Origin of the sequence: Aeribacillus sp. FSL K6-8210, assembly GCF_037963925.1 — a bacterium.
In the GTDB taxonomy this organism is placed as follows: domain Bacteria; phylum Bacillota; class Bacilli; order Bacillales; family Aeribacillaceae; genus Aeribacillus; species Aeribacillus composti.
Genome location: NZ_CP150172.1, coordinates 3,122,432 through 3,147,712, shown reverse-complemented (window position 1 = coordinate 3,147,712; position 25,281 = coordinate 3,122,432). Strand labels below are relative to the sequence as shown.

The 25,281-nt window shown below is 38.0% G+C and carries 24 protein-coding genes, 1 tRNA gene, 2 pseudogenes and 1 riboswitch; of the genes and pseudogenes, 9 read left to right on the top strand and 18 right to left on the bottom strand.

The window, feature by feature from the left end:
• Positions 1–143: 143 nt before the first annotated feature.
• Genes NSQ41_RS15265 through NSQ41_RS15255 form a run of 3 tightly spaced genes read right to left on the bottom strand, consistent with a single transcriptional unit; the run spans position 144 to position 1,570 of the window.
• Positions 144–833 (bottom strand): TerC family protein, encoded by a 690-nt coding sequence (locus tag NSQ41_RS15265; RefSeq protein WP_066250886.1) that lies wholly within the window; start codon positions 831–833, stop codon positions 144–146.
• A gap of 52 nt (positions 834–885) precedes the next feature.
• Complete coding sequence (locus NSQ41_RS15260; protein ID WP_066250884.1) at positions 886–1,161, bottom strand: DUF1232 domain-containing protein; 276 nt, start codon at positions 1,159–1,161, stop codon at positions 886–888.
• Positions 1,124–1,570 (bottom strand): sporulation protein, encoded by a 447-nt coding sequence (locus NSQ41_RS15255; protein ID WP_063387267.1) that lies wholly within the window; start codon positions 1,568–1,570, stop codon positions 1,124–1,126. Before NSQ41_RS15255 ends, NSQ41_RS15260 begins: the two co-directional genes overlap by 38 nt.
• Positions 1,571–1,949: 379 nt before the next feature.
• On the opposite strand from NSQ41_RS15255, the gene ytvI reads away from it, so the two are divergent.
• Positions 1,950–2,978: a sporulation integral membrane protein YtvI gene (gene ytvI / locus NSQ41_RS15250; RefSeq protein ID WP_327848610.1), complete on the top strand. Its 1,029-nt coding sequence runs from the start codon at positions 1,950–1,952 to the stop codon at positions 2,976–2,978.
• Between the two features lie 141 nt (positions 2,979–3,119).
• Entirely contained in the window at positions 3,120–4,211 is a 1,092-nt protein-coding gene (locus NSQ41_RS15245) for an AI-2E family transporter (protein ID WP_066250881.1), read from the top strand.
• 75 nt (positions 4,212–4,286) lie between these two features.
• Here the strand turns inward: NSQ41_RS15245 and NSQ41_RS15240 are convergent.
• The 8 genes and pseudogenes from NSQ41_RS15240 to NSQ41_RS15205 all read right to left on the bottom strand — a co-directional run bounded on the left by NSQ41_RS15240 (position 4,287) and on the right by NSQ41_RS15205 (position 11,307).
• A tRNA-Pro gene (locus tag NSQ41_RS15240) sits at positions 4,287–4,360 on the bottom strand.
• Positions 4,361–4,420: 60 nt separating this feature from the next.
• Positions 4,421–4,783 (bottom strand): fluoride efflux transporter CrcB, encoded by a 363-nt coding sequence (crcB, locus tag NSQ41_RS15235; protein WP_063387269.1) that lies wholly within the window; start codon positions 4,781–4,783, stop codon positions 4,421–4,423.
• Positions 4,784–4,795: 12 nt separating this feature from the next.
• Entirely contained in the window at positions 4,796–5,203 is a 408-nt protein-coding gene (gene crcB, locus NSQ41_RS15230) for a fluoride efflux transporter CrcB (RefSeq protein WP_339193256.1), read from the bottom strand.
• Between the two features lie 87 nt (positions 5,204–5,290).
• Positions 5,291–5,581 (bottom strand): hypothetical protein, encoded by a 291-nt coding sequence (locus NSQ41_RS15225; protein ID WP_339193255.1) that lies wholly within the window; start codon positions 5,579–5,581, stop codon positions 5,291–5,293.
• 187 nt (positions 5,582–5,768) lie between these two features.
• Positions 5,769–6,812, bottom strand: a complete 1,044-nt coding sequence (locus NSQ41_RS15220; protein WP_063387272.1) for a ribonucleotide-diphosphate reductase subunit beta — start codon at positions 6,810–6,812, stop codon at positions 5,769–5,771.
• 12 nt (positions 6,813–6,824) lie between these two features.
• Positions 6,825–9,089 carry a ribonucleoside-diphosphate reductase subunit alpha gene (locus NSQ41_RS15215; protein ID WP_066250873.1) on the bottom strand — a complete coding sequence of 755 codons (2,265 nt, stop codon included), beginning with the start codon at positions 9,087–9,089 and terminating at the stop codon, positions 6,825–6,827.
• A gap of 135 nt (positions 9,090–9,224) precedes the next feature.
• Positions 9,225–9,404: riboswitch (cobalamin riboswitch) on the bottom strand.
• A gap of 133 nt (positions 9,405–9,537) precedes the next feature.
• Complete coding sequence (locus tag NSQ41_RS15210) at positions 9,538–9,978, bottom strand: Hsp20/alpha crystallin family protein (protein ID WP_063387274.1); 441 nt, start codon at positions 9,976–9,978, stop codon at positions 9,538–9,540.
• A gap of 145 nt (positions 9,979–10,123) precedes the next feature.
• Positions 10,124–11,307, bottom strand: a pseudogene (locus NSQ41_RS15205) (IS701 family transposase).
• Positions 11,308–11,867: 560 nt separating this feature from the next.
• Here NSQ41_RS15205 and NSQ41_RS15200 point away from each other — a divergent pair.
• The 5 genes from NSQ41_RS15200 to NSQ41_RS15180 all read left to right on the top strand — a co-directional run bounded on the left by NSQ41_RS15200 (position 11,868) and on the right by NSQ41_RS15180 (position 16,471).
• Complete coding sequence (locus NSQ41_RS15200; RefSeq protein ID WP_339193254.1) at positions 11,868–13,079, top strand: ABC transporter substrate-binding protein; 1,212 nt, start codon at positions 11,868–11,870, stop codon at positions 13,077–13,079.
• A gap of 89 nt (positions 13,080–13,168) precedes the next feature.
• Positions 13,169–14,029, top strand: coding sequence for a branched-chain amino acid ABC transporter permease (locus tag NSQ41_RS15195; RefSeq protein ID WP_063387478.1), 861 nt, complete (start codon positions 13,169–13,171; stop codon positions 14,027–14,029).
• Complete coding sequence (locus tag NSQ41_RS15190; RefSeq protein ID WP_339193253.1) at positions 14,030–15,022, top strand: branched-chain amino acid ABC transporter permease; 993 nt, start codon at positions 14,030–14,032, stop codon at positions 15,020–15,022. It begins immediately after the preceding gene.
• Positions 15,019–15,774: an ABC transporter ATP-binding protein gene (locus NSQ41_RS15185; RefSeq protein WP_339193252.1), complete on the top strand. Its 756-nt coding sequence runs from the start codon at positions 15,019–15,021 to the stop codon at positions 15,772–15,774. The genes NSQ41_RS15190 and NSQ41_RS15185 overlap by 4 nt, the downstream gene beginning before the upstream one ends.
• Positions 15,767–16,471: an ABC transporter ATP-binding protein gene (locus NSQ41_RS15180; RefSeq protein ID WP_094244608.1), complete on the top strand. Its 705-nt coding sequence runs from the start codon at positions 15,767–15,769 to the stop codon at positions 16,469–16,471. Before NSQ41_RS15185 ends, NSQ41_RS15180 begins: the two co-directional genes overlap by 8 nt.
• A gap of 373 nt (positions 16,472–16,844) precedes the next feature.
• Here the strand turns inward: NSQ41_RS15180 and NSQ41_RS15175 are convergent, their stop codons facing one another.
• Positions 16,845–18,134 carry a globin-coupled sensor protein gene (locus NSQ41_RS15175; RefSeq protein WP_130158449.1) on the bottom strand — a complete coding sequence of 430 codons (1,290 nt, stop codon included), beginning with the start codon at positions 18,132–18,134 and terminating at the stop codon, positions 16,845–16,847.
• A 257-nt stretch (positions 18,135–18,391) separates the two neighbouring features.
• Between NSQ41_RS15175 and NSQ41_RS15170 the strand changes: the two are divergent.
• Positions 18,392–19,752: pseudogene (locus tag NSQ41_RS15170) on the top strand (transposase).
• 628 nt (positions 19,753–20,380) lie between these two features.
• On the opposite strand, the gene NSQ41_RS15165 reads toward NSQ41_RS15170, so the two are convergent.
• Together NSQ41_RS15165 and NSQ41_RS15160 are read right to left on the bottom strand one after the other, a co-directional pair.
• A complete protein-coding gene (locus NSQ41_RS15165) occupies positions 20,381–20,587 on the bottom strand; it encodes a DUF1657 domain-containing protein (protein WP_063387284.1) in 207 nt (68 codons plus the stop codon).
• 75 nt (positions 20,588–20,662) lie between these two features.
• On the bottom strand, positions 20,663–20,878 hold the full coding sequence (locus NSQ41_RS15160) for an alpha/beta-type small acid-soluble spore protein (RefSeq protein ID WP_063387285.1): 216 nt from the start codon (positions 20,876–20,878) through the stop codon (positions 20,663–20,665).
• A gap of 249 nt (positions 20,879–21,127) precedes the next feature.
• Here NSQ41_RS15160 and NSQ41_RS15155 point away from each other — a divergent pair, with 249 nt between their 5' ends.
• A complete protein-coding gene (locus NSQ41_RS15155) occupies positions 21,128–21,373 on the top strand; it encodes a hypothetical protein (protein WP_339210279.1) in 246 nt (81 codons plus the stop codon).
• An 83-nt stretch (positions 21,374–21,456) separates the two neighbouring features.
• On the opposite strand, the gene NSQ41_RS15150 is transcribed toward NSQ41_RS15155, so the two are convergent.
• From NSQ41_RS15150 to NSQ41_RS15135, 4 genes are all read right to left on the bottom strand, one after another.
• Positions 21,457–21,654 (bottom strand): hypothetical protein, encoded by a 198-nt coding sequence (locus NSQ41_RS15150; protein WP_144597082.1) that lies wholly within the window; start codon positions 21,652–21,654, stop codon positions 21,457–21,459.
• A 126-nt stretch (positions 21,655–21,780) separates the two neighbouring features.
• Positions 21,781–22,821, bottom strand: coding sequence for a YheC/YheD family protein (locus NSQ41_RS15145; protein WP_339210278.1), 1,041 nt, complete (start codon positions 22,819–22,821; stop codon positions 21,781–21,783).
• Positions 22,811–24,163: a YheC/YheD family protein gene (locus NSQ41_RS15140; protein ID WP_339210276.1), complete on the bottom strand. Its 1,353-nt coding sequence runs from the start codon at positions 24,161–24,163 to the stop codon at positions 22,811–22,813. The genes NSQ41_RS15145 and NSQ41_RS15140 overlap by 11 nt, the downstream gene beginning before the upstream one ends.
• Positions 24,147–25,256 carry a YheC/YheD family protein gene (locus NSQ41_RS15135; RefSeq protein WP_339197170.1) on the bottom strand — a complete coding sequence of 370 codons (1,110 nt, stop codon included), beginning with the start codon at positions 25,254–25,256 and terminating at the stop codon, positions 24,147–24,149. The genes NSQ41_RS15140 and NSQ41_RS15135 overlap by 17 nt, the downstream gene beginning before the upstream one ends.
• Between the last annotated feature and the right edge of the window lie 25 nt (positions 25,257–25,281).

Genomic DNA, 25,281 nt, shown 5'->3' with positions numbered 1-25,281 from the left:
TTGAAAACGAAACATCATAAACATTGATATATCAACATTGCTAAAACATTAAAGGGACGTCTATAAGCCGGAAAATCGACTTATTAGACAGCCCCACGGAATTTGTTTTTAGGCTTTAGGAAAAACGGTATCAGCATCATTTTTTAAGATGCTTCTTCTTTTGCTTCCACAGGGGAAGCTTTTTTCTTTTTTAAATATCCGGCAAAAATAACGCCTGCAACAAGAATAATGGTTAAGCCCCATTTTAGAAGCGGGTTTTCTTCAAAGAAGCCTTTTAGAAATTTTTCATCTACGATCATTTTGGCTGCTGTAAAGGCAATAACGGCAGCCCCAATTGTCACGATAACTGGGAACCGTTCAATCCATTTGATGATGAGCGTGCTGCCCCACACAACGATTGGAATGGAAATTAACAATCCGATTATGACTAAAAGGAACGATCCGTGCGCGGCACCGGCAACCGCTAAAACATTATCAAGCCCCATTAAAGCGTCTGCTACAATGATCGTTTTCATAGCGGACCAAAAGCTATTCCCGGTATCGACGTTATGTTCTTTTTTATCGATGAGAAGTTTATAGGCGATCCAAAGGAGAAGAATTCCGCCGACTAATAGCAGTCCAGGGATTTTTAAAAGCCAAACAACCGCAAGCGTCGCAATTGCCCGGATAAAAATCGCTCCAAATGTCCCCCATATAATGACCTTTGTTTGTTGGTGTTTCGGCACATTTCTAGCTGCTAAACCGATTAGAATGGCATTATCACCAGCTAAAACAAGGTCAATGATAACAATCGAAAGTAATGCTGAAAAAAACTCAGGTGAGAATAGTTCCAATATTTATCACTCCTCAAATATTTTATACTCATTTCGATGTTTTTATCCTTTGTTATGCAAGACAATATTTTTCCTGTAATTCCTTCGGAGCCATTTTGATCATTTGCTGCATGATAAAAGTAAATATAACGACATCATCCACAATTCCAATTAAGGACAGGAAATCTGGGATTGCATCGAACGGCAACAGGAAATATCCAATTATAAAAGCGATCGAGAATAGCTTTTTTTTCCTATTCACCTCCTTCGATAAGAAAAATTCAAATATAAAAGGGAAAAATGAACGAAAGTTATAAATGAACCGAATTCTTTTCCATATTTTTCTCATCGTTTTCCCCTCCACTAGGTTTATTTTTTAAAATTTGTATTGTGTCATGATCCAGACTATCGATTCCTTCTTCAAACACTAATGTTGTTTTAAAACGGTATGTTAAACTGTCTGTTGTTGCGGGAAGATGCTTTGGTAAAACAAATTCAAAAGGAATTTTTGCGCAATCAGCTGGATCGATTATGTCAGGAGCGAATAACGTAATGGAGGCGATTGATTGCTGATCAGCCTGATTGTTTATTTTCATAAGATCACATTGCAGCTGCTTAATCTTTTGGGTTATAGTGCCTCCTTTAATGTAGAGCGTGCCTGTTACTTTTTCTCCTGGAGAATACGTTTCTTTATCCAGTACAAGATCGACTGTTGCAGAGCCTATTCCGATTTTGGACATATATTTTCTAAGCAGCAACTCAAATCATCCTCCCAAAAATTGTTTTAAGATACAAAAAGACCTTTGCCATTTTTATGGCAAAGGTCTCGCTAACAACATCCAGTTGTTCAATAAAGCCGGTGGATAGCTCCACGAAATGACGACTTTATTGTTAAGCTACTCCCCTTTGGGAATTTTTACTTTATTCCGTTTTTCTAATTTGATTATATTGGTCAAATTGCGATTTGTCTAGTATTTTTTTTTGTCTGAAGTAAATGTGTTTTGCAAAATGTCGGAACAAATAACAATTTATAAAAATAATAAGGAATTTCAATAGTTCAAATGGAAAATCCGCGATATAATAAGGATAACATGATGATTTTGAGTATAGAATAGATAGGAGAATGATGTATTGAAAATGAAAAAGTATCTGCCGCTTATCATCATTGGTATTGCCATTCTTATACTAATACCGTTCAGCATCCCGATATTGCTTGCGCTGCTTACAGCTCTTGTACTTGAAAAGCCTATCAGCATTCTCCAAAGTCGATTTAAAATAAAAAGACCTTATGCAGTTTTGCTCATTTTTGTTGTTTTTTTACTCTTATTATGTATTCTAGGCTTTGGTTTGATAAACTTTATATATACAAACTTTGTGAGTTTTATAGAAAATATCCCTTTATATGTTAGAAAATTCAATCATGATTTTATTAATCCTCTTCTTGATACGTGGGAAAATTATTCCGCTTCCCTTCCAGAAGGTGTCATGACGTCTATTGAAATTTCCATTAATAATTCTGTCAATGCAGTTGACGGTCTTGTGAAGCAATTGATGGAATCGCTCATATTATTTGTTTCCGGCATTCCCGGCTTTTTCATTGAAGCGCTGATTTACTTGATTGCTCTTTATTTAATCAGTTTGGATCTGCCGAAAATATGGGCTTCGCTCGAGACCATGCTGACAGAAAAAACGAGAAATAAAATAAAATATGTTGTGAATGATCTTTATAAAGCAGGCTTCGGCTTTATTAAGGCGCAAGTTATTTTAAGTTTACTGACATTTATACTAGCTTATATTGGGTTGGTGCTGCTTCGTGTGGATTATAGCTTGATTTTGGCGATCATTATCGTGGTTGTTGACATCCTTCCAATATTGGGAACAGGATCGGTGCTGGTTCCTTGGGCTATTTATGCATTTAGCCAGGGGCAAACCAATCTCGGAATAGGATTAGTCGTCTTATTTCTTGTGATCACTGTCGTCAGACGTGCTGTCGAACCGAAAATTATGTCAACCAACATGGGAATAAGCCCTCTAGCCGCCTTGATCAGCATGTTCATTGGACTAAAGATGCTCGGTATATTAGGTTTATTTTTAGGTCCAGTTGTTGTGATTTTGTTTGAAACATTGCGAAGAGCAAACATCATAAAGCTTAACATAAAAATTTAAAAAGGTTTTCCTTAAATTTGAGCGGAAAATTTGGATTAGAAGCAATAGGAGGATTGAAAAAAATTGCTTAGAATATGTAAATACATGATATTCTAAATATTGGAATGAATGTTGCAAAATTGGATGCGGGAGGCAAGCATTTTGTTTAAATCAAAACTTCATTTTTGGACGTTAGAAATACTTTTGATCATTTTGATCTTATATTTCAGCACAAAAATATCTTTTCTTTTTGAGCCCATTGTGATCTTTATAACTACTTTGTTTTTTCCCATAATTATTTCCGGTTTTCTTTACTTTTTGTTTGCTCCGATTATTGGCTTTCTTGAAAAGCGAAAAATTCCAAGAGTGCTGGCCATTTTGATTTTGTATATCGTGTTTATCGGCGGAATTTCGATCGCCATCGGATTGGTAGGGCCTACGATTGTTAAGCAGTTTAATGATTTAATTCGAAACATTCCTTTTTATATAACAAAAACGAGAGAAATCATTGAAAACCTGTATCAAACAAGCTGGTTCCAATGGGTATTGACGCAAGATTATTTTTCCATTGAAAAAATTGAGAGCACCATTACGCAATATGCATCGAGAATTACAAATAATATTACGAATGGCGTTCAGTCCGTTTTCAGCGTTATCACAAATATAACACTCATTATTGTCACGGTGCCGTTCATTTTATTTTATATGATCAAGGACGGACATAAGCTGCCGCATCAGGTCGTAAAGTTTTTTCCGAGTGATTTCCGCGATGAAGTTATGATTATCTTAAAGGAAACAGGCGAAACCTTATCTACCTATATTCAAGGACAAATGCTTGTTTCCATGTTTGTCGGGCTCTTTACGTTTATCGGATACTTAATCATTGATCTGCCGTATGCTTTGCTGCTTGGAATAACTGTGGCAATCACCAATATTATTCCGTATTTAGGTCCGTTTATTGGGGCTGCTCCGGCCGTTATTGTCGGCTTGCTCGATTCACCTTTTAAAGCACTTCTTGCGATTATTGTCGTGACAATTGTTCAGCAAATTGATGGGAATGTGATTTCTCCGTTTATTATCGGCAAGAGGCTTGATACACATCCGTTGACCATTATTATTTTGTTGCTTGTTGCAGGAAATATCGCGGGAATTTTGGGGATGATTTTGGCTGTTCCAACATATGCTGTAACCAAAACGGTTGTGATTAACTTATATAAATTAATTAAACTGAGGAAAGGGATTAAAAAGACGTAATTCAAAATATAAGCCGCTTGAAAAAGCTCAAGCGGCGTTTTTGGTTTTAAATGATGATTTAGGAGGTTTACAGAGTCGGGATGACAGGATTCGAACCTGCGACCCCCAGCACCCCATGCTGGTGCTCTACCAAGCTGAGCTACATCCCGCTGGACAATCTGTATTATAAAGAAAAAATCAAACCATGACAATATGATTCAAATAAGTTTTTAAAATATAGCGCCTAGTTGGAAGCCGAGAAAGGCAAACAAAAGACCGAACGCATAGCTTGAAAGAAAATAGCAAATGGACACTGTTTTTTGTTTTTCTGTTAACAGCTGTTTATTTTCAAGCTGAAACGTAGAAAAGGTGGTAAAGGCTCCTAAACATCCCGTTCCAAATAACAGTAGATATGCTTCTGAAATATTCATGCCGATCAAAAGGCCGAGCAGGAAAGATCCGCTGACATTGATAATAAATGTCGCGACAGGGAACTTCATATTGCTTTTCTTTTTAATCCAATTGGTGACGATCAAGCGGGCATTAGCTCCTAAAAAACCTCCGATTCCTACAACGATAAAGTTGAAAAGCATTACTCTTCACTCCTATTCATGATCGGCCGTTCGTGCGTTGTGCTGGGAAAGCATTTTTCGGCCAAGATGATAACCAGACGAAACAAATAAATAACCGCCTATTAAGCTTGACAATGTATACATAATGGCTGTTTCCCATTTATCGGCAATCATCAATTGAATGTTCTCAAAACTAAAAGTTGAAAATGTAGTGAATGCCCCGATTAAGCCAGTACCGATCGCTGCGGCAAAATGGGGAGGAAATCCTTTTATTTTAAATACATATTCAGTCAACCATCCCAAAAGAAAACTTCCAGCCAAATTGGCTAAAAGTGTCGCTGCTGGGAAAGATCCTGTCCAAAAGCTGGAAGTCCATAGGCCGACACTGTATCGAAGGCAGGCACCTGCTATCCCGCCCAAACCGACTAATAAATAAATCATTATCTTCACCTCGCAATGGTGGAAAACAACATAGCTCTTTTTAGCCAATATGATTTTCTTAATCTTCGTGAAAACTATATTTCTTTTTTAGGGCATCGCCTTTGTAATTGCTTCTATAATGAACGCAATACAAGCTAAAAAGATGGTCAGTAAAGTTGAACATAACAATATGTTTCTGATGACGACAGCAGCTTTGTCGTATCTGCTGAAAGTTTGAAAAGCAAAATATACAAAGATGCCTAATAGAATCGAGGCAAACCAACTTATAAAGCCTGTTTTTGTAGCTAATTTTTGCCAATCAAACATCCAAAAATATAGAATAGCGAAATGAATTGTTACTAACAAAATTGACATTATGATCAAGGTTGATTTTAACATAAGATCCCCTCCGCACATATTATACCATGGCATGGAAAAATGGGATGCTTAGGTTCCCAAAAAGATAAGCTCTTTTAAAAGAAAGTAGTTGCTTATCGAACAATTCTTTCATAGCATTCCTTTTGGTTTGGCAGCAGATAAAAAAACGGGCAGTCTCTGCTGCCCGTTATCATGAGAACGTAAATTTTTACAACTCATCAAAGCCGTTATCAATCGTGTTGACTTTTGTATATTGTCTCGATTTTTGTTCAAAGAAGTCTGATTTTCCTAAGTCCACTTCTTCGTAAGCCCGTATCCATTTCAAAGGATTTGTCCGATAGCCTTCAAAAGGACGTTCGAATCCCAGCTGATTGGCACGGAAATTCGCATAAAATTTAATATAGCTCTCCACATCTTTTAAATGCAGGCCTTCAATGTCATTGCCGATAATTACACCGGCCCATTCGATTTCCAGCTCGGCTGCTTTCATAAATGTTTTCGAAACGAATTGTTTCAGTTCATCTGTATCATATTCAGGATATTGCTTCAGCACCGCTTTGAAAATTTTTTCAAACAAACCTACGTGTATTTGTTCATCACGGTTAATGTAGTTAATCATCGTGCTAGTGGCTACCATCTTTTGGTTTCTGGCTAAATTATAAAAGAATGCGAAACCGGAATAGAAAAATAAACCTTCCAGTATGACATCAAAGACGATCGATTTTAACAAATTCTCCACATTCGGATTTTCTGCAAATGCTTTATACCCGTTGGTGACAAATTCATTTCGCTTCCTTAAAACCGGTTCGTTCCGCCAATATTCAAATACTTCATCCTGTACGTTTTTAGGCACGATGCTTGAAAGAATATACGAATATGAATGGTTATGAATCACTTCCTGCTGAGCGAGCAAAATCATTAAGGCGTTTATGCTCGAGTCTGTAATATAATCAGCAACTTTTCCGGCATAATCGGTTTGAATGCTGTCTAATAAAGCTAAGAGGCCGATAATTTTTAAAAATGCGTCCTGTTCTCTTTCTGAAAGCTCAGGAAATTGCTTCACATCTTGAGCCATATTAATTTCAAAAGGTGTCCAAAAGTTTGCGAGCATCCGTTTATATTTTGGATATGCCCACGGGTAGGCGACATCATCCCAATTGAGCACGTTGGAACATTTTCCGTTCACTATTGCTGTTGAACGGTTTGGTGCATCAGGATCCATAATAACTCGTTTTGTTAATGTTTGCTCCATATTACTTCCTCCTTAACTTGCACATGATTCACATTCATAAATGTCGCTTGATGTCGAACGGACATAATACGTTGTTTTTAATCCGGATTTCCAAGCTGTCAAATGAAGCTCCAGCAATTCTTTCGCTTTAATCGTGTTTAGGACGTAAAAGTTGAAGGAAATGGACTGGTCAATATGTTTCTGGCGCACTGCATTTTGTTTGATGCTCCATGTTTGGTCGATCAAATAAGCGGATTTATAATACCAAGTCGTTTTCGCATTTAAGTCGGGAACGGTAACTGGAATTTTGTAGTCTTTCTTTTCCTCTGAATAAACTTTTTGGAAAATTGGATCGATGCTTGCTGTGCTTCCGGCTATAATGGAGGTCGATGCGTTCGGTGCGACCGCCATTAAATAGCTGTTGCGAATCCCAAAAGTCTGCACTTTTTCCTTTAATTCCTGCCATTTTTTTGACGTATAACCGCGGATTTCAAAATATCGCCCTGTATCCCACTCCGAGCCTTTAAAGAGAGGGTATGCGCCTTTTTCTTTTGCGAGCTCCATACTCGACTGAATGGTTAAATACGCAATTTTTTCATATAGTTGGTCGACAAATTGGACTGCCTCGTCGCTTTCCCATGTAATTTCCTTTAGTGCAAATAAATGATGCATGCCAAACGTTCCAAGACCGATTGCACGGTATTTTTCATTTGTAAGCTTTGCCTGTAATACCGGAATGTTATTTAAATCGATAACGTTGTCCAGCATCCGCACTTGAATAGGGATTAAACGTTCCAGAACGTTGTCTGGAACAGCCCGTGCCAAGTTGATGGAAGAAAGGTTGCAGACGACGAAATCGCCGGGCTTTTTCACAATGACAATTTTTCCATCTTCGACATATTGTTCTTCAACAGTAGTAGCACTTTGATTTTGCGCAATCTCTGTGCATAAATTGCTGCAATAAATCATGCCGGCATGCTTGTTTGCGTTTTTTCGATTCACTTCATCCCGATAAAACATAAAAGGCGTTCCCGTTTCAAGCTGGCTGATCATAATCCGTTTCATTATTTCAATCGCAGGCACTTTTTCTTTAGATAAGGAAGGATGATTCACGCACTCAAAATATTTTTCCCGAAAGCTGCCGTTACCTTTTTCTTCATCATAATAATCTTCCAGACTGAATCCCATGACTTTGCGAACTTCGTGGGGATCGAACAAATACCAGTCCCCGCGCTTTTCAACTTGCTCCATAAATAGGTCAGGAATGCATACACCTGTAAATAAATCATGGGTGCGCAGCCGTTCGTCTCCGTTATTTAATTTTGCATCTAGGAAGGCGAAAATATCTTTATGCCAAACATCCAAATAAACGGCAATTGCTCCTTTTCTTTGGCCGAGCTGGTCGACGCTCACTGCCGTATTATTTAATTGCTTCATCCAAGGAATGACACCTGATGAAACTCCTTTGAACCCCCGGATATCGCTTCCGCGGCTTCTGATTTTCCCTAAATAAACTCCAATGCCTCCGCCGCTTTTAGAAACATTGGCAATATCAGTGTTCGAATCATAAATGCCTTGAAGGCTGTCGTCTACCGTATCAATAAAGCAGCTTGAAAGCTGACCGACTGATTTTCCTGCATTAGCCAATGTAGGTGTTGCAACCGTCATATATAAATGGCTCAATGCCCAATACGCTTCCTTTACAAGATGCAAACGTTTGGACGGATGCTCGTTGATCATTAACGTCATAGCGATGATCATAAAACGTTCCTGTGGAAGCTCAAATGTTCGTTTATGAAAATCTTTAGCTAAATACCGGTCGTAAAGGGTCCTTAATCCGATGTATGTAAACAGCTTGTCCTTCTCAGGATCAATGGCATTTCCCAGCTCCATAATTTCCTCTTTTGAATAATGCTCTAGCAAAAGAGGGCTGTAGATTCCAAGATCGGTTAATGTTTCGATTAACAAATAAAAATCGCCGTAGCCCGGTTGGTTGTAATTTCTGTTTTGGCTCGCTTCATAGTAAATTTTTTCAAGAAATACGTGTGCAGCTAAAAAAGTCCAATCCGGCTCACTTTCCGAAATGTTTGCTAAAGCTTCAATAATCAGCAGGTTTGTAAATTTTTCAAGATCATCAATCTGCTGGTATTGTAGGGTTGTCGACACTCTCTCGCTGTATTCATGAAAGGAAAGGGATGGAAACTTTTTTTCAAGCTGTCTTAGATAAAGCTCCCAATCGCTCCTGTTAAAATGATTTTGAAAAACCTCGTATAGATTTAATGCTTTCGTAATATTCATCAAACATCCTCCTTATCAAAATAAAAAACCGCTCAGGAAGCTGAGCGGATCAAACGATGATTAAAAGGGAGGCAGTTTACAAGGCGAAACTACTCCATTCAAACCATCGTTTCATCTTCCCAACCCCCGAAGAATTAGAAACGTTCGGACAAAGGCAGGTCTCCTGACTCGTGCTTCATCCTACTTTGAATCCTTCCCATACGAAACGTACAGTGGATTATTCATTTCGTAGCACTCACAGTTGCGGGGACAGTTCCGGATTCTCACCGGATTCCCTTTTAAGCTGAAAACAGCACCTTTGTCGTTAGGTTTTCAATATATAGTATTTAATTGTTTTTGATTACACAATATATAGATTTTTGGTGTTATATATTCATCATAATCGTACTTGGCGAAAATTGCAATAAAAAAGTGAGGCTGATTGAAATTTTGCAACCTCACGAAACAATTAATGAAACTGAATATCAATTTTCTTTTTGTTGTTTTCGGTTTGTTTTGGAATACGGATTTCCAAAACGCCATTTTTATATGTCGCGCTCACTTCTTCTTCTTTTACATTTGCCGGCAATGCAACAGCGCGGTGAAACCGCCCGACAAACCGTTCGCGTCTATGCATTTCTTCTTCCTTTACTTCTTTGCTTCTTTGAATTGTGCCGCTGATCGTAAGAACGTTGCGATCAAGATGAATGTCAACGTCTTCCTTTTTTTCAAGGCCGGGCAAATCACAAGTAACAATTACTTCATTAGCAGTTTCATGAATATCAAGCCGGGGGGTATTCATAGTCTCAAAGTTTTCAAAAAAATGCGGGAAGCTTTCAGAAAAAACGCGATTCATGTTTCGTCTAAATTGGTTGATCTCAGAAAAAGGATCGTAAGGAATGAGAGCCATATGATTGTTCCTCCTTTGATTTTTTTACAGAAAATATTATTTGTGTTGGGAAGAGAAATATACATAAAGCAAAGTTTAAATTACTGTAGTTGAGCAATTTTCATTACAATAATTACCATGTAAAAAGAGACAAACGGAGTACCCCTTATGCCACATGAAGCTGTTTTTTAACGACATCAATGGGAATATCTTGTTTCGCTGCATCGTAAATAAACTCCACGAGGCTATGTCCTTTCTTCTTTCGAAGGAAGTCAAGCCCGGTAGAGAAATCGCTGTTGGATTCGACCATACTGTACACATAAGCGAGTTGCACCAAGATCCAATACCGTTTCACCGCCCGACGTTGACGAACGCGGTACCCATCGAGCTTCAGCTGGTCTTTCGCTTGTCGAAAAAAGCATTCGATCGACCAACGCTGGGCATAGTAGCGCAAGATCTCTTCATCGCTTAGCTCCCGGTCGGTGCTCAAGACGCAGTGAAGATGTTCAGGTGTCATCGGCTGATCGGCTTTCCAAGCCAACAACACAACGGCATCATCGAGACCTTTCAGCGCTCCCTCGTAGCGATACACGCGATAACGCTCTTCTCCCACCGTGACGAGATGGGTGTCGTTCGGTTCGATATAGCGGGCAAACTGTTTGGCTTGGATGGCGATGCCTTTTGGATAAAGAACCCGATTCGTCTTGAGCATCGCAATGACGTGGAATCCTTTTTTCAGGCAGGCTTCCACGAGTGTTTTCGATGGGTACCAAGAATCCATCAGCACATAAACAGAACCGTGCACATCCAAAGAAGAAAGCATCTCGATGGCCCATTGACCCTTGCTTTTCCCATCCGCCTTGTCGTAGAGGCGAAACGCAAAGGGAAAGGCTTGCGTCATCGTATGAACCATGAGCCAGACGAGAGAGTGTCCCCAAATCGACTTTTTGTCCGCGTGAGAATAATGCCAATTACACCCTTCAATAGCGTGTTTCGCCTGTGACGAAGGCTTCGTTTTTCGGCAGATCGTATCATCGATCGAAACAAAAAAATGGGGTGATTCTTTCGCTTGGCCGTTCGTTCCACATGACGAAGCATCCACTGCTGGAGTTTGCGAAGCAAGATTTCTTCATCCCAAGGGCTTTTCGTGAAAAAATGGCTCAGTGTCGTTCGATGGTTGGGATGAAAGCTCTCATGATGCAGATCGGTCAAGGTTCCCACAAATCCTTTCGTTGTCAGCGCATCGATAATATGAACGAGATGCTTCATGACCGGCTTAGAGAAATAAAGGGCCAGCCCCAACATTGCGAAAAACTTGTCGATTCCTTGGTGATGTGGTAGTCTATTCATGAGACATGAACCTCCTTGAGAATGGTTTGGTGACACATCTATTCTAATCAAGGAATCGGGTTCATGTCTCCTTTTTTGTTCGGATGTAAATTTATGTTAGTGAATTTGCTCATCTACAGTAAATTACTGTTTTTAATCATAAAAATATAAATAAGTCCGCTGCGTCCAAATCGTTTCGTGTTTGTTGCTTTTAAAAGCACAACCTAGCAAAACTTGGTGAACGAATGGATAGCATATTGTTGTTATTAAACAAGAGTTTACATACGAAGAAAATTAAGTAAGCTGCTTAATTGCAGCCATGCTGGGAATTAACAGATCAAGCTGGATAAATTCACAATGATTGGAAACCGCTGTGGACAACTTTATAAATTTAAAAATTATTCATTCGTTGCACATTCTGAAACAACGATGTTGTGAAGCCAATCTGCAGGCAATAATATAAAAAACAATAATAAAAAAATTTGGAATATTAAAAAATATAAAGAAGGGAGTGAAAAGCTTTTTAACCTTGCAATTCAAAAAATGAAAGCGTTTAACTAATGCTTTTAGGGGGGTATAAAATGGTGGGAAAAGGTAAATTTTGGAGTGTTCTTTTTATTACTATAATGTTGATTTTATCAGGTTGTTCAGGATCGGCTGTAAGCAATAGCAAGTCTAATTCCAGCGGTGAAAAAGATACAATCAAAATTGGCGTCATCCTTTCTTCAACTGGAACATTCGCTCCGCTTGCGGAAAGCATTAAAAACGGATTTAACCTTTATCTTGAAGAAAATGATAACAAGTTGGGCGGAAAAAAGGTGGAAATAAAATTTGAAGATGATGAAGCAAACCCGCAAGTTGCTTTAAGGAAATATCGCCAATTAGTCAAGAATGAAAAAGTAGATATACTTGTTGGACCAATTTCTTCAGCAGTCGCTTACGCATTGAGAGACGAGGTGGAGAAAGACAAAATTATATTAATTGATGCCAATGCTGCCGGAAACGATCTTTCCTGGAGCAAAAAAAGCGATTACATTTACCGCCTGTCATTTTCCAACTGGCAAAATGGCAGCAGTGCTGGAGAATATTTAGCAAAAAATGTTGGAAAAACAGCGGTAGCGATTGCACCCGACTACCCTGCAGGAAAGGAAGTTGTTTCCGCTTTTAAAGAAGCTTTTGAAGCTGCTGGCGGTAAGGTAGTAAAAGAAATATACCCTAAATTAGGAACGAATGATTTCGCAACGTATCTTACTGATGTAGCCCAAGTAAAGCCTGAACTAGTTTTTACATTCATGGCAGGCAGCGATGGAATTCGGTTTGTTCAGCAATACAATGATTTTGGCTTAAAGGGAAAAATTCCGCTGTCAGGTCCAATGGAATTTGGCGATCAACTGATCCTCGAACCTACTGGTGAAGCAGCAGAAGGAATCATTTCTGGCATCCTGTACTCGCCTTGGCTAGAAAATGAAGAAAACAAAAAGTTTGTAGAGGCATATCAGGAAAAATACGGAAAGCTGCCAAACACTTTTTCAGTGGGAGGCTATGACTCCGCAAAAGTCATAGATATAGCGATTAAAGAAGCAGGAAGCACAAATGCAGAGGATTTAATAAAAGTCCTTAAAGGGATTTCCTTTGACAGCCCACGCGGACCAATTACGATTGATCCAAAAACGAACAACCCAATACAGAATTTCTACATCGCAAAGAACACAAAAAAGGATAATCAAATTGTCCCTGAAGTACTGGAGACAGCCGAAAAAGTAACGATGCCTGAAAAAGCTCCTGCAAATTAGTCCATGTAACAGGATTGGGATCTGGGGCAAAGTTCTCCAGTCCCAATTTGTCGTTTCATAAATTGAGAAAGTGGGGGATCGTTTTGTCATTGTCTATATTTTCTGTACAGCTATTAACGGGATTAGCGTATGGGATGCTGTATTTTATGATAGCAGCAGGGTTGACGATTATTTTAGGAGTTATGAATATTGTTAACTTGGCGCACGGTACATTATTTTTACTTGGATCCTATATGGCCTTTACCTTTATGAATCAACAATTCAGTTTTTGGATTGCTTTATTGCTATCAGTTGCTGTTACGGCTGTGATCGGGATTATTATTGAAAAATTATTTATTCGGCAAATTTATGGGAAAGAGCTTGAGCAGGTGCTGCTCACATTTGGTTTAGCCTTCGTTATTGCGGATACCGCAAAGTGGATTTGGGGTACAGAGCCTCAAACGATGGCTGTCCCTGCTTTGCTCGATTCGTCGATCTCCATTGGACCGATGGTTTTCCCTTTTTATCGGTTGTTTGTTGTTTTAATTGGCTGTCTGCTAGCGCTGCTTCTTTGGTATTTTGAGAGCAAAACTAGAATCGGTGCGATTATTCGTGCAGGTGTGGATGACAGGGCAATGGTTTCAGCTCTTGGAATAAACGTTGGGGCTGTATTTACTGGAGTTTTTGCTTTCGGTGCAGGATTAGCTGCGTTGAGCGGAGTATTAGGAGGACCGTTAATCGGGATGTATACAGGTATGGAATCAGACATTCTCGTTACATCATTAATTGTTGTAGTGATCGGCGGCTTAGGTTCGTGGAAAGGCTCTTTCATTGGTGCAATTCTCATCGGATTGATTGAGACCTTCGGCAAGATTTGGTTTCCTTCATTATCAATGCTAATCGTATTTCTTCTCATGGTTGTAGTATTAATTATCCGTCCTCAAGGGCTATTTGGAAGGGAGGTGGCATAGTTGAAAAAGAATATTCTAATTTTCATTGTATTTCTGCTTATTGCTTTCGTTCTGCCCTTCGTTTTAAGTGTGTATGGGATCGATCTTGTTTCCGAAATCTTCATTATGGCTATTTTTGCCATGAGTCTTGGTTTAATAATGGGGTATGCAGGAATGGTTTCACTAGGTCATGCAGGATTTTTCGGAATTGGAGCCTATACCGTGGCACTTCTCGGACCGCATATTCCAAATTCCTACTTGTTACTATTTTTTTCTATCTGCATATCTGGTCTTCTTGCATTAGTTACTGGCGCGATATTTATACGCACTTCGAAATTTTACTTTTTAATGATTACTCTTGCTTTCGGACAATTGCTGTTTGCTCTGGCTTGGCAATTAAAGCAATGGACTGGCGGAGCAGACGGCATGAAAGTTTCCGCTCCTTTGAATCTCGGTTTTGGCGAAATTGTCAGTCCTATAGGGATTTATTCCGTAATGGCAGCAGCTTTTATTATTGTTTATTTACTGCTTAGATTTTTTGTTGAATCTCCAGTCGGTAAAGTTGTCAAAGGAATAATGGAAAACGAAGCACGAATGAGTGCATTGGGGTACGATGTACGCATTTATAAGCTTTTAACATATACATTTTCCGGAGCCCTAGCAGGATTTGCAGGATCTTTATACGGATTTTACAACCTTTTTGTAAGCCCAGATGTATCGAGTTGGATGTTTTCGGGTCAAGTTATGATGATGGTAATAATTGGAGGAGTTGGTACACTGATTGGTCCGGCAATCGGAGCTGGTCTATTCATTTTTTTACAGAACTTTATCAGCACGTACACAGAACGGTGGCCAATTATAATGGGAGCCCTGTTAGTGATTCTTGTGCTGGTTGGCAAAGGTGGAATTATCCATTGGTTTGCTTTATTGAAATCTAAGATTTTTTATAAAAAACGAAAAAATAGCGATGATTACGCTCCGCAGCATGTTGAAAAAGAGGAGGTAGTCAATTGAGTATATTAAAAGTAGAAAATATAAACAAATCATTCAAAACATTACAAGTTCTTCAAAACGTATCATTGGAAGTTCAGCCAGGAGAACGCCATGTTATCATCGGCCCTAACGGTGCGGGGAAAACAACTCTTTTTAATTGTATTACAAATGTCCTGCTAATTGACTCAGGAAAAATATTTTTGGAAGGGCAAGAAATAAGCAATATGCCTTCCAGTAAATTGGTTCATTTAGGAATGTCGCGAACGTTTCAAAAAAACAACTTGTTCGGAAATTTGACAGTCGAAGAAAATCTTCATCTTGCTTTAACAGCAACGAAACGATATCGCTACCAAATGTTTCATGCGTTGACAAAGCATATCGACCTCAAAAAAGAAACAGATGAAATCCTTGCACAATGGGAGATTTCTACACGCAGAAATGTCAAGGTGAACAATCTTTCCTATGGAGAGCAGCGGCTTCTTGAGATTCTGCTAGCGATGGCGTCTAAACCGAAGATCTTGCTTTTGGATGAACCGACATCAGGAATGTCTCCAGCAGAAACTGCACAGACAGCTGAAATGATTCAAAAGCTTCCTCGGACAGTATCTATACTAATTATTGAACATGATATGGATGTTGTATTTTCCATTGCTGACAGAATTACTGTTCTTCATCACGGAGAAGTGATATTAAGCGGCACTCCCGAAGAAGTTCGAAACAATGAAGAAGTAAGGAAAATTTACTTTGGGGGAGGTGCAAAAGCTCATGCTTGAGCTTCAAAATGTCCATTCTTACTACGGAACGAGTCATATTCTTCAAGGCGTTTCATTTTCAGTTCCAAGCAAGAAATGTGTTGCTCTTCTTGGGAGAAATGGAGCAGGTAAATCAACAACGATTCATACGATTGCCGGGCTGCTTAAACCGCGGAGGGGAAAAATTCAATTTAAGGAACGGCAGCTGAATAACCTGTTGCCTCATCAAATTTCGTGCCTTGGAATTGGATTCGTTCCACAAGGAAGGCGGATTTTCCCTTCTCTTACCATTCGTGAAAACTTGACAATGGCTGCCCGTAAAAATTTAATAGACCGAAATAATAATTGGGATTTGGAAAGGGTATATGAATTATTTCCTGTTTTAAAAGAAAGAGAAAAAAATATGGGTACTGAGCTTTCAGGCGGACAACAGCAGATGCTTGCAATCGGAAGAGCTTTGATGACAAATCCCAGCTTTTTATTAATGGATGAACCATCGGAAGGATTAGCCCCTGTCATTATCGATCAGGTCGGCGATATAGTTGTAAAACTGAAGCAGGAAGGACTTTCGATCTTAATGGTTGAGCAAAATATATCACTCGCATGCAAAGTAGCAGATGAAATTTTAATTATGAACAAAGGTACTATTGTATGGCAGGGCAGCCCAGATGAATTAATGAAAAATAATGAAATACAACATAAATATCTTGGGGTATAGAAAAACACCACATAACATTTGGAAGAATATGAGGATATATGTTCAATATACGAGCATATATCCTTATTTTTTTAATCTCCAAGCAAAACGATAACGATGTTAGAACTGCGCAAACAATTTTTATAGATCCTCGTACTATTAAATTTGTACAGAACCAAAGTACTTGTTCAGCTTTTTGTGATTCATCCAGAAAAAGAAGGAAAAACATTTGCAACAAGCGGATTTGCCGACGGTACAGGCGGTATGGTGATTTATGAAACAAACATCTCCCGGCCGCCCTCCTTTTCATCTATCTATTTTATGGTTCAGTACCAATAAAAACCCCATCTCTCCTAAGTTCGGAATGATGGGGCTCAAGCGTCTGAAAAAGAATTTATATATGATTGGCCAGCTTTTTTAAATGTTCTGAAGTCTCATTGATTTGCGCAATGAAATTTGTTATATCATCAATGATTTCAGCAAAGTTTTCGAGTTCATTTTTCGTCTTTTCAGTTTGTTCTTTATTTTTGTCGAAGGCATACAAAATATTGTCGAAGAATTGGTTCATCTCTTTCATTCTTTGCGAACCATTGCCTGTAAGCTCTGTTACTTCCACAATAGATGAAGCGATATCGTTAATTTTCGCTCTGATTTCCTCAATTAAATTGGAAACGCCAAGCACGGAATTTTTTGTTTCTTCCGCCAGCTTTCTCACTTCACTAGCAACAACAGCGAATCCTTTCCCGTATTCCCCTGCACGCGCTGATTCAATTGCGGCATTTAGAGCCAGCAAGTTAGTTTGTTCAGCAATAGAAGTAACAATCGAGACGACATGATTAATTTTTTCAGAAGTTTGTTCAAGCGACTTTATTTTTAAAGCAATATCATCTGTCCGTTCTTTTATATTGACCATTAAACCGGAGTGAAAATTCAAGTCTTCTCTCCTTGAACTGACTTCTGCTTCGGTTGATGCCGCTGTTTCAAAACGATCAACTGCAATTAAGGCAAATTGTTTGGATCGTTCGTTAATTTTTTGTATAGCTGAATTGGCTGATTCAATAAGATCAGCAAGACGAATGGAGGTTTGGGCGATGTTTTCATGAAGCTCCTGTTTTTCCTTTTCGATTTTTTGCCGTCTTTTTAAATACTCTTCATTATATGCTTCCAACACAATTTGCTGTTCAAAGTTTAACATTTTTGCAATGGTGACCACCGCTTTATGATAATCTTCCTTCGATGGACACGCTTTCGCAACAACGGAAAAAATTGATTTCTGTAATTGCTGGAATGAACTCATGTACCAGATCGTATCTAATCCAATGCGGACGTGGGCTACAGCAATCCGCTTCATTCTTGTTATATCTTCATCTGTTAAGGATCCGCTAAACATAAGCAGCACATGTTTTTTCAATCTTTCCTTCTGTTTTTCGATCGAGCTGTATTTATTAATTAAGTCAATCAAAAATTGTTCTTGATGGAGAGCATCATAAAATGCATCGATAATAAACTTTATGTTTTCTTCAATCGCATCTTTTAATATAAGAGTACAAATAAGATCATCCTTTGTTAGGCCAACCATCGCTAATTGTCTTTGATATTTTTCATCAGTCACTTCAAGTTTTACTTGTTGAAGATCTACTTGTTTTTCAAAAAGTGATGGAACTTGTTTTCTTTTTTTAAACATTGGTTGATTTCCCCTTCAAAATTCATTATTAGTGTCCACTGTATATATCGGCAGCTAAATAATAATTTTTTCGATTATTTTTTAATTTCTCAACTTTCTCACAGTAAATTGGATTTCTAAGCCTTACGGTTAATGGGTTTGTTGGTTGTTTCGAATACTTCTTGACATAAAAATTTGCAAAAAAAACACCTCAACTTTTGGTATAGTTTAATTGTCCAGAAAAAACATTACCAAAAGCAGGTGAGGTGTCTCTTATTATGATAACGAATAACAGACTGAACAATCAACTACCAAAAGAAGTAAAAGCTATATTTGATGAACTTGAAATCTTAAAATATTTAAGGAAAGTGGGAATTAACAAGGGTTTCGGTTATTCCTGCGCCTATTTATTCCAGCTAGTTTTTAGTTTAGTTTTTGAAGGCAAAAATTTGTTTCGACTTCTTCAAAGTAAAAAAGCTAAAGATTTGCCGGAAAAAAACGCTATTTATCGCTTCTTAAATAACCCTCAATACAATTGGCGCAGGTTTTTACTTGTTTTGAGTACTTTCACCATTATGAAGGTAAGTAGTTTAACGAGACACGACCGTCCGAAAGTGCTGATCGTGGACGACTCATCTTATGAACGAAATCGCAGTAAAAAGGTTGAACTGCTTGCTCGCTGTTTCGATCATTCTTCTCAAAAAATGCGTTATTACAAAGGATTTCGTATGCTTACACTCGGCTGGTCAGATGGTGCTACATTTTTGCCTATTGATTTTGCTTTATTAAGCTCTACGAATTCCCAAATCAATGGGATTGATAACCGAATCGATAAGCGTACATCCGGTTATAAGCGGCGTGTCGAAGCTTTACAAAAAGCGCCGGAAGTTATTCCCAATATGATTAAACGGGCACTTTCTCAAGGAATCGATGCCTCATACGTTTTAATGGATACATGGTTTACCCAACAGCCTTTGATCAAGTCCATTGTGGATCAAGGGTTGGATGTTATTGGAATGGTGAAGGATACAAAACAAAGATATCAAGTGAACGGTGAATGGGTGAGCCTAAAAAAACTATACCAAACAGCTAAACCATCACAACATCAAAAGGGTATTTTGCGCTCTATTCACACAACGATGGCAAATGGCGTACCTGTTAAAGTGGTATTTGTCCGTAATCGTAATAAAAAGAGACAGTGGCTAGCTATTTTGAGTACAGACTGTACTTTATCGGATCAAGAAATCATTCGTATTTATGGGATACGTTGGGATATTGAAGTATTCTTCAAAACAGTCAAATCCTTATTGAAACTCCAAAAAGAGTTCCAAGGAAGATCTTATGATTCCATGATCAGCCATACCACTATTGTGTTTACAAGGTACATTGTTTTGTCTTGGCAAAACCGAGTAAGTACAGATTATCGAACATTAGGCGGCATTTTTATGAACTTTGTGATGAAATCGATGAACTAGATTGGGCCTTTGCACTTCAACTACTCATTGAAATTTTTGAAGATGCACTTCAAAATGTAAATTAAAAGATTAAAAAATTCATCGAAAGTCAATTACGTAAATGGATTGCAGTTTTGCCTAATTATATCAAGGCTTATTTACCAAAATTGAGCTGCGAAAGTTGAGTTAATTTTTATTCTAATTTGTTAAATTTTATATTCAAAAATGAATGATGTTTTATAAAGGCGAAGATTTTAGTATGGTGTAAAACTCATATTCGCCGAAAAGCACATTCCGAGCAAATAACCTGTAGATGATGTTGCAGCTGGCGGCATGAATCAAGAATTTTTTTATAATCGACAAAATGCGCGTGCAGTCAAGACTTCCATGATGACGCTTTCTTTAACAAAATGATCTTCAGTTTTTATTCCCTTCCCCCCAATATTTAGATATTTTAGCAAAAAGATGGAATATCTACCATAATTTTTTTGTTTTTTGAATATTAATTCGATTGTTTGGCAGTCTATCTCAATGTGATGATCTAACGGATATCTAAGGTTTTTATAGACGATTTATTACTGCAATTGTTTTTAGAAAGATCAGATTTTAAATGCTTATAACAACTGCTCGAACGAAAGGGGGAAACACGACACTTCGTGAGTGGATTTGAAAGTTGAAGAGAGGTGCGATTTTCCTGTAATGGAATGAAGCTTGGAAGGATTAGAATTAACAGAAATAGAAAGAGGAAGCTGAATTGGAAGGGTTCAAGCACAAAATGGGAAATATCAGGAGAGTGAATGGTCCTCTCCTGATTTATAGCTGTTTAAATTGCGGCTCTTCGTTTTGAATGTAATTTAGTCTCGCTTTTAAATGATCAAGCACTTCCTGTTGTTGTTTTGCAAGGTTTTGGTATAACTGCTTAGCTTGTTGATCTTCTGTTTCCAGTGCGAAGCTATGTAAGTTCGCAACCGCACTTTCACAGCTTGAAATAGTTTCCATCAATTTTGTACCAACTGTCATTTGAAAAACCTCCTTATTCTCAAATAAAAGGAGACACGGGTAGTGCCTCCATAGCCATGAATATTAATTTTTTAGTTATTGTTGTTGGAAACCGCCAATTTGTTGTTGAGCAAGTGCAACTAAACGCTTTGTGATTTCTCCACCAACAGATCCATTGGCACGGGAAGTTGTGTCTGGTCCGAGATTTACTCCGAATTCTGTTGCGATTTCGTATTTCATTTGTTCAAGCGCTTGTTGTGCACCAGGAACTAAAAGTTGGTTTGAGTTGTTGCTGCGGTTTTGTTGAGCCATAATTTTCAACTCCTTGTGAAATTTTTTTTGGCTGGGTTAGCTGGATTTGCACCAGCGTGAATCAAAAGATTCACTGCCAAACTCGGCTTAACCCACCGGGATGTATGGTGTTCATTAAGTAGTATGAGTAGGATGTAAAAATCTATTCGAAATGAGAAATGGTAATTTCTGTTTTGTGTCGTTACTCTGTAAATCAGACTAGAAAGGGAACATTATACATAAATCAACAACAAATAAAGGAGTTTTCACATGCGAGCCTGTCCGTTATGCAATGGATTTCAGCAACTTCATAAGTATTGTTCCAAATGCGGAGGCATTTTATTGGATGCAGGGAAAATAACTGATTATTTAGATGACTACAGTGCTTATATGGAAATGGACTTGATGAAGTTTTTAGATGGAAAAAGAGATTCACTAAAAAATCATCAGTGTATACATCTTTTATATTGCAGCCAATGCCATGAAGAAGAGCATGCAATCATTCAGGAAACATAACGAAAGGGGCTTTTAAGCTTTATGCTCTGAATTCTTTTACAGCTAAAATTTAAAAAACCTGATGTGTTTTTCAAACATCAGGCTTACTTTTCGTTAATTTTCTCTATGTCAAATGGCGGTTCTTCTTCCTCGAGGTCCCTTGCTTCTTCAATATTGGTCGCATTGTAACGGTAGTGAACAGATCCTCCTGAAAGACCTTCATTAATCATTCTGTCAATGTCCATAAACGATTGATCACGACCTTCATATAGCGAATCTTTTACTTCCTTATCCTTATCCATAACCGTATTACCCTCCTTATTCACTGGAATTATTCATTAGGTTGCTCAGGAAAAGGTAAAATTATAAAAAGAATGTATGATATCATGGATGATTACAAAAATTTGTGGCTTGTGCATCCGTTTTTATCAAGTTTTTTTGGAATCGATTTGATTTTTTGCTAAATGATGGAACAATTTGCTTAGCTGGACAATTCCGTTTTGGAATATGTCTTTTTCATCGAACACCATCGGTTTCGAATTAACCTCATAAATAAAAATATTTCCTTTTGTATCAATTCCTGCATCAATAGAAAATTCCCCAATGAATTGAAAACATTGAGAGAGTGTGCTGCCAATTTCATGGCAAATAGTTTCCATTTTTTTAGTATCGACACGGTTTTTGACAAAGGAGAAGGGAAGGATAGAGCCTCCATGTACTACATGTGTTGTGATGTTTTTAGATGCGCGCACGCCAATTCCCGAAATAACATATTTGTTTTGACTGTAATGAACGAGAATGCGCAAGTCGTATTTCTGACTGTTAATCTGATCGGAAACGATCTCCTGCTGCATCATATACGGCTCGTTTAGAATGTGTTTTATTTCTTTCCAAATATTTTCCAATGAAGATTCATTTTTTATAGAATTTACCGTTTTGATAATGTAGTTATGTTTGGATTCGGCTGTTATTTTAATGATTCCTTTCCCTTGGCTTTGTCCAACAGGCTTTAAATAAACGGAGGGGTATTTTTCAAAAAATGTATAAAAATCTTGTTTCGATGTTACTAATTGCGATTCAGGTATGACAGGAAGAAGGTGCTTATTTTTTTGCAAACAAGTAATGACATCCCATTTATTAAAAAAATGTCTGTTGAAATAAGGGATGTTTTTTTTGTTTAAAGAGCGGAAAACGAAATCTGTTTTTTGAACTGTATCGCGAAACGGATAGCGATTATAGACAACATCTGGATATAGAAACTTTTTTTTCAACCAGCGATTTTCGTTCGGTTCATATATATAGCCGACGATCGATTTTTCTTTCATGCCAGAAGGTGTAAAAACAAAGCTTGAACTGTTCTGCTCAGCCAAATGTCTTTGTATAGCTTTAAATAACGAAATGTTTCCATAAAAAGAACCGCTTCGATCGTTATCACCAGCTAAAATTCCGACGAGCATTTCATGGGGCATCATAGATCTCCTCAGTTGAAATTGTTTTTTTCATTAAATATTCGGCATATTGGAATGGAAAGCGCAATGTTAGCCGGTCTTCTTGCTGCAAATCTTTATGCATAAAAATGGAGCGGCCAGGCTTCGAGTTCGCTTCAAATAGCCATATGTTCCCGTTATTGTCGATGCCGAAATCAAAACCGATTTCTCCGATTTCACCGTCCATTTTGCGATCAATTGCCTTGCTAATAGAAAGAGCCGCGGTGGAAAGTGAACGGTAAATGTCCTCTTTATTCAGCGGCAATGATAATTCATGCAAAGATTTTATTGTTCCTCCGTTTTTTACGTGTGTTGTAGGATTTCCCTTTCCGGCCAATTTCGCAGCGATTGCACTGACAAGCCAGATTCCGTTTTCGTTCTTGTTTGTGTGCACGCGGAAATCGACAGGATTTCCACTCGATTGAAGAAGGGAAATGCCTTGTTGAGCAATATATTGATCTAATGATCGCTGTGCAAAAAAACGCTGCAAAAAGCCTTCAATAGAAGAGAACAGCTTCAACTGGCCTTTTCCGTTCTCATCATAATAGCAGCAAAGAATTGATCCATTTTTCCGATTTTTCACCAGCTTAAATATTCCTAGGCCAAGGCTTCCGTTTTCAGGTTTTAAATAAATCGTTTGAAAGCGGTTAATCAGCTGTTCAATTGTTTTTATAGACGGAGCATGATATGTCTCCGGCAAGTAATGCCTTACTGTCCCATCTTTGGATAAAATATGATGGACATCCCATTTGTTGAAAAAGCCTGAGTTGAAAAGCGGAATTGAGCGCATAAATAAGTTTTTTTTCGCAGACTGAAAGTAGTCTGAGTTTTCTACCTTCCGATTTGGAAGACGATCATAGATGACATTTGGAAATGGAACGGTTATTTTTACCCATCCGGATTCATTGAATGAATAGCCTTCAATCATCTCTAAATCCCAATGAATTTGATGTATCCCAAATACAAAACAAAAAGCGCCTGTTGAACAGCCGTTGACCACTAATTTTGAAAAAAATATCGATCTGTCGCCTAATGGGCGTAAAAGGGATTTATAAAAACCTGCTGTGAAAATGCCGACAACGGGGCCTAAAAATAGCGTTTCACTATGGACTAAAGCTTTGATCCTAATATTTTTAGGTAAAAGCAGAGATTCGGCAATATCTTTTGAAATATAAATGCTTTGGCTGTCTTCGTGATGGAGAATAGAACGGCACGCTATTTTCCGTTTGCCGAAAGAGATCGCTTCGATCGTTACATGGGAAAAAGAGCTAGGAAGCAAAACGGTTTGGTTTAGGTGGTCTGCCTGTTTAATTTGATAAATCATTTATTTCCACCCCGGTTTGTAGAGAGTGTTGCAAGTAGCGGGCATAGCGGACAGGAGCTTCGTACAGAACTGTTTTTCTCGCAGGATCTGTTTTTAAAACGACATTTCTCCCTGGTTTAGAATTAATATCTAGAATCCATATCGTTTCATTTTGCAAATCAATGCCGATGTCCACACCAAGCTCAAATAAAGGAGCAAAATTTTTTTCAATTTTTTGCGGAAGATGGTGAGCAAGCTGTTCGATTTGGTTATAAATATGGTTCAATCGCTGCCTTGGAATATCTTTTTCCCATTGTTCAAGGGAAACGACAGAACCGCCTTTTGACAAGTTGGATACATACGTATGTTTTTGACCGATTCGAATTCCTTTTCCTTGCATAATCCATTGACCGAACTCGTTTTTTTGAAATAAAATGCGCAAGTCAAATGGACGCTGCTGTTTGTCCTTTAAAGGGAGCAATCGTTGAAGAATGTATGAGTCAACTTGTCTCTTCGCAAGAAATGGTTTTAATTGATTGAAATGTTTCAAACGGACGATCCTTTGATTTGCTCCAATGAAAAAGTATAGAAATAGCGTTTCCTTTTCTTTTTTAATTACAAGCACTCCTTTTCCTGAACTGCCGTGAATTGGTTTTAAGATACATTCCTCATATGATTGCAAAAATGTATAAACTTGATCGGGATGTTGGAAATATTCTGTTTCAGGAAGATATTGATAAATGAATGGATCAGTTTTTAATGTTTTATATTGTTTCCATTTATCTGGGAATCCGTAGCCTAGAAAAGAAACATTTTGTTGTATTTTTAATTTTTGAACGGCTTTTTTGTTTTGAACGGAAGCAGCATCTTTGCCATAAAAACAGCGGTCATAAATATAATGTGGAAGTTGAAAAGTACTTCGCTCCCATTTATTAGATGTTAAATTGAATGTAAATCCCGTTAACGTACCATTTGCGAATTGTACGTCCAACGGGCGAAACATAATACATTTCATATTCAATTTTTTTGCCGCTTTTGAAATATTTTTAAAATAGGCTGCTTCATGAAAATATTTATTGACTAAAAATCCGAAAGACAAAAGAGGTTCTGCCACAAATATCCGCCTGCCTCCGTTTATC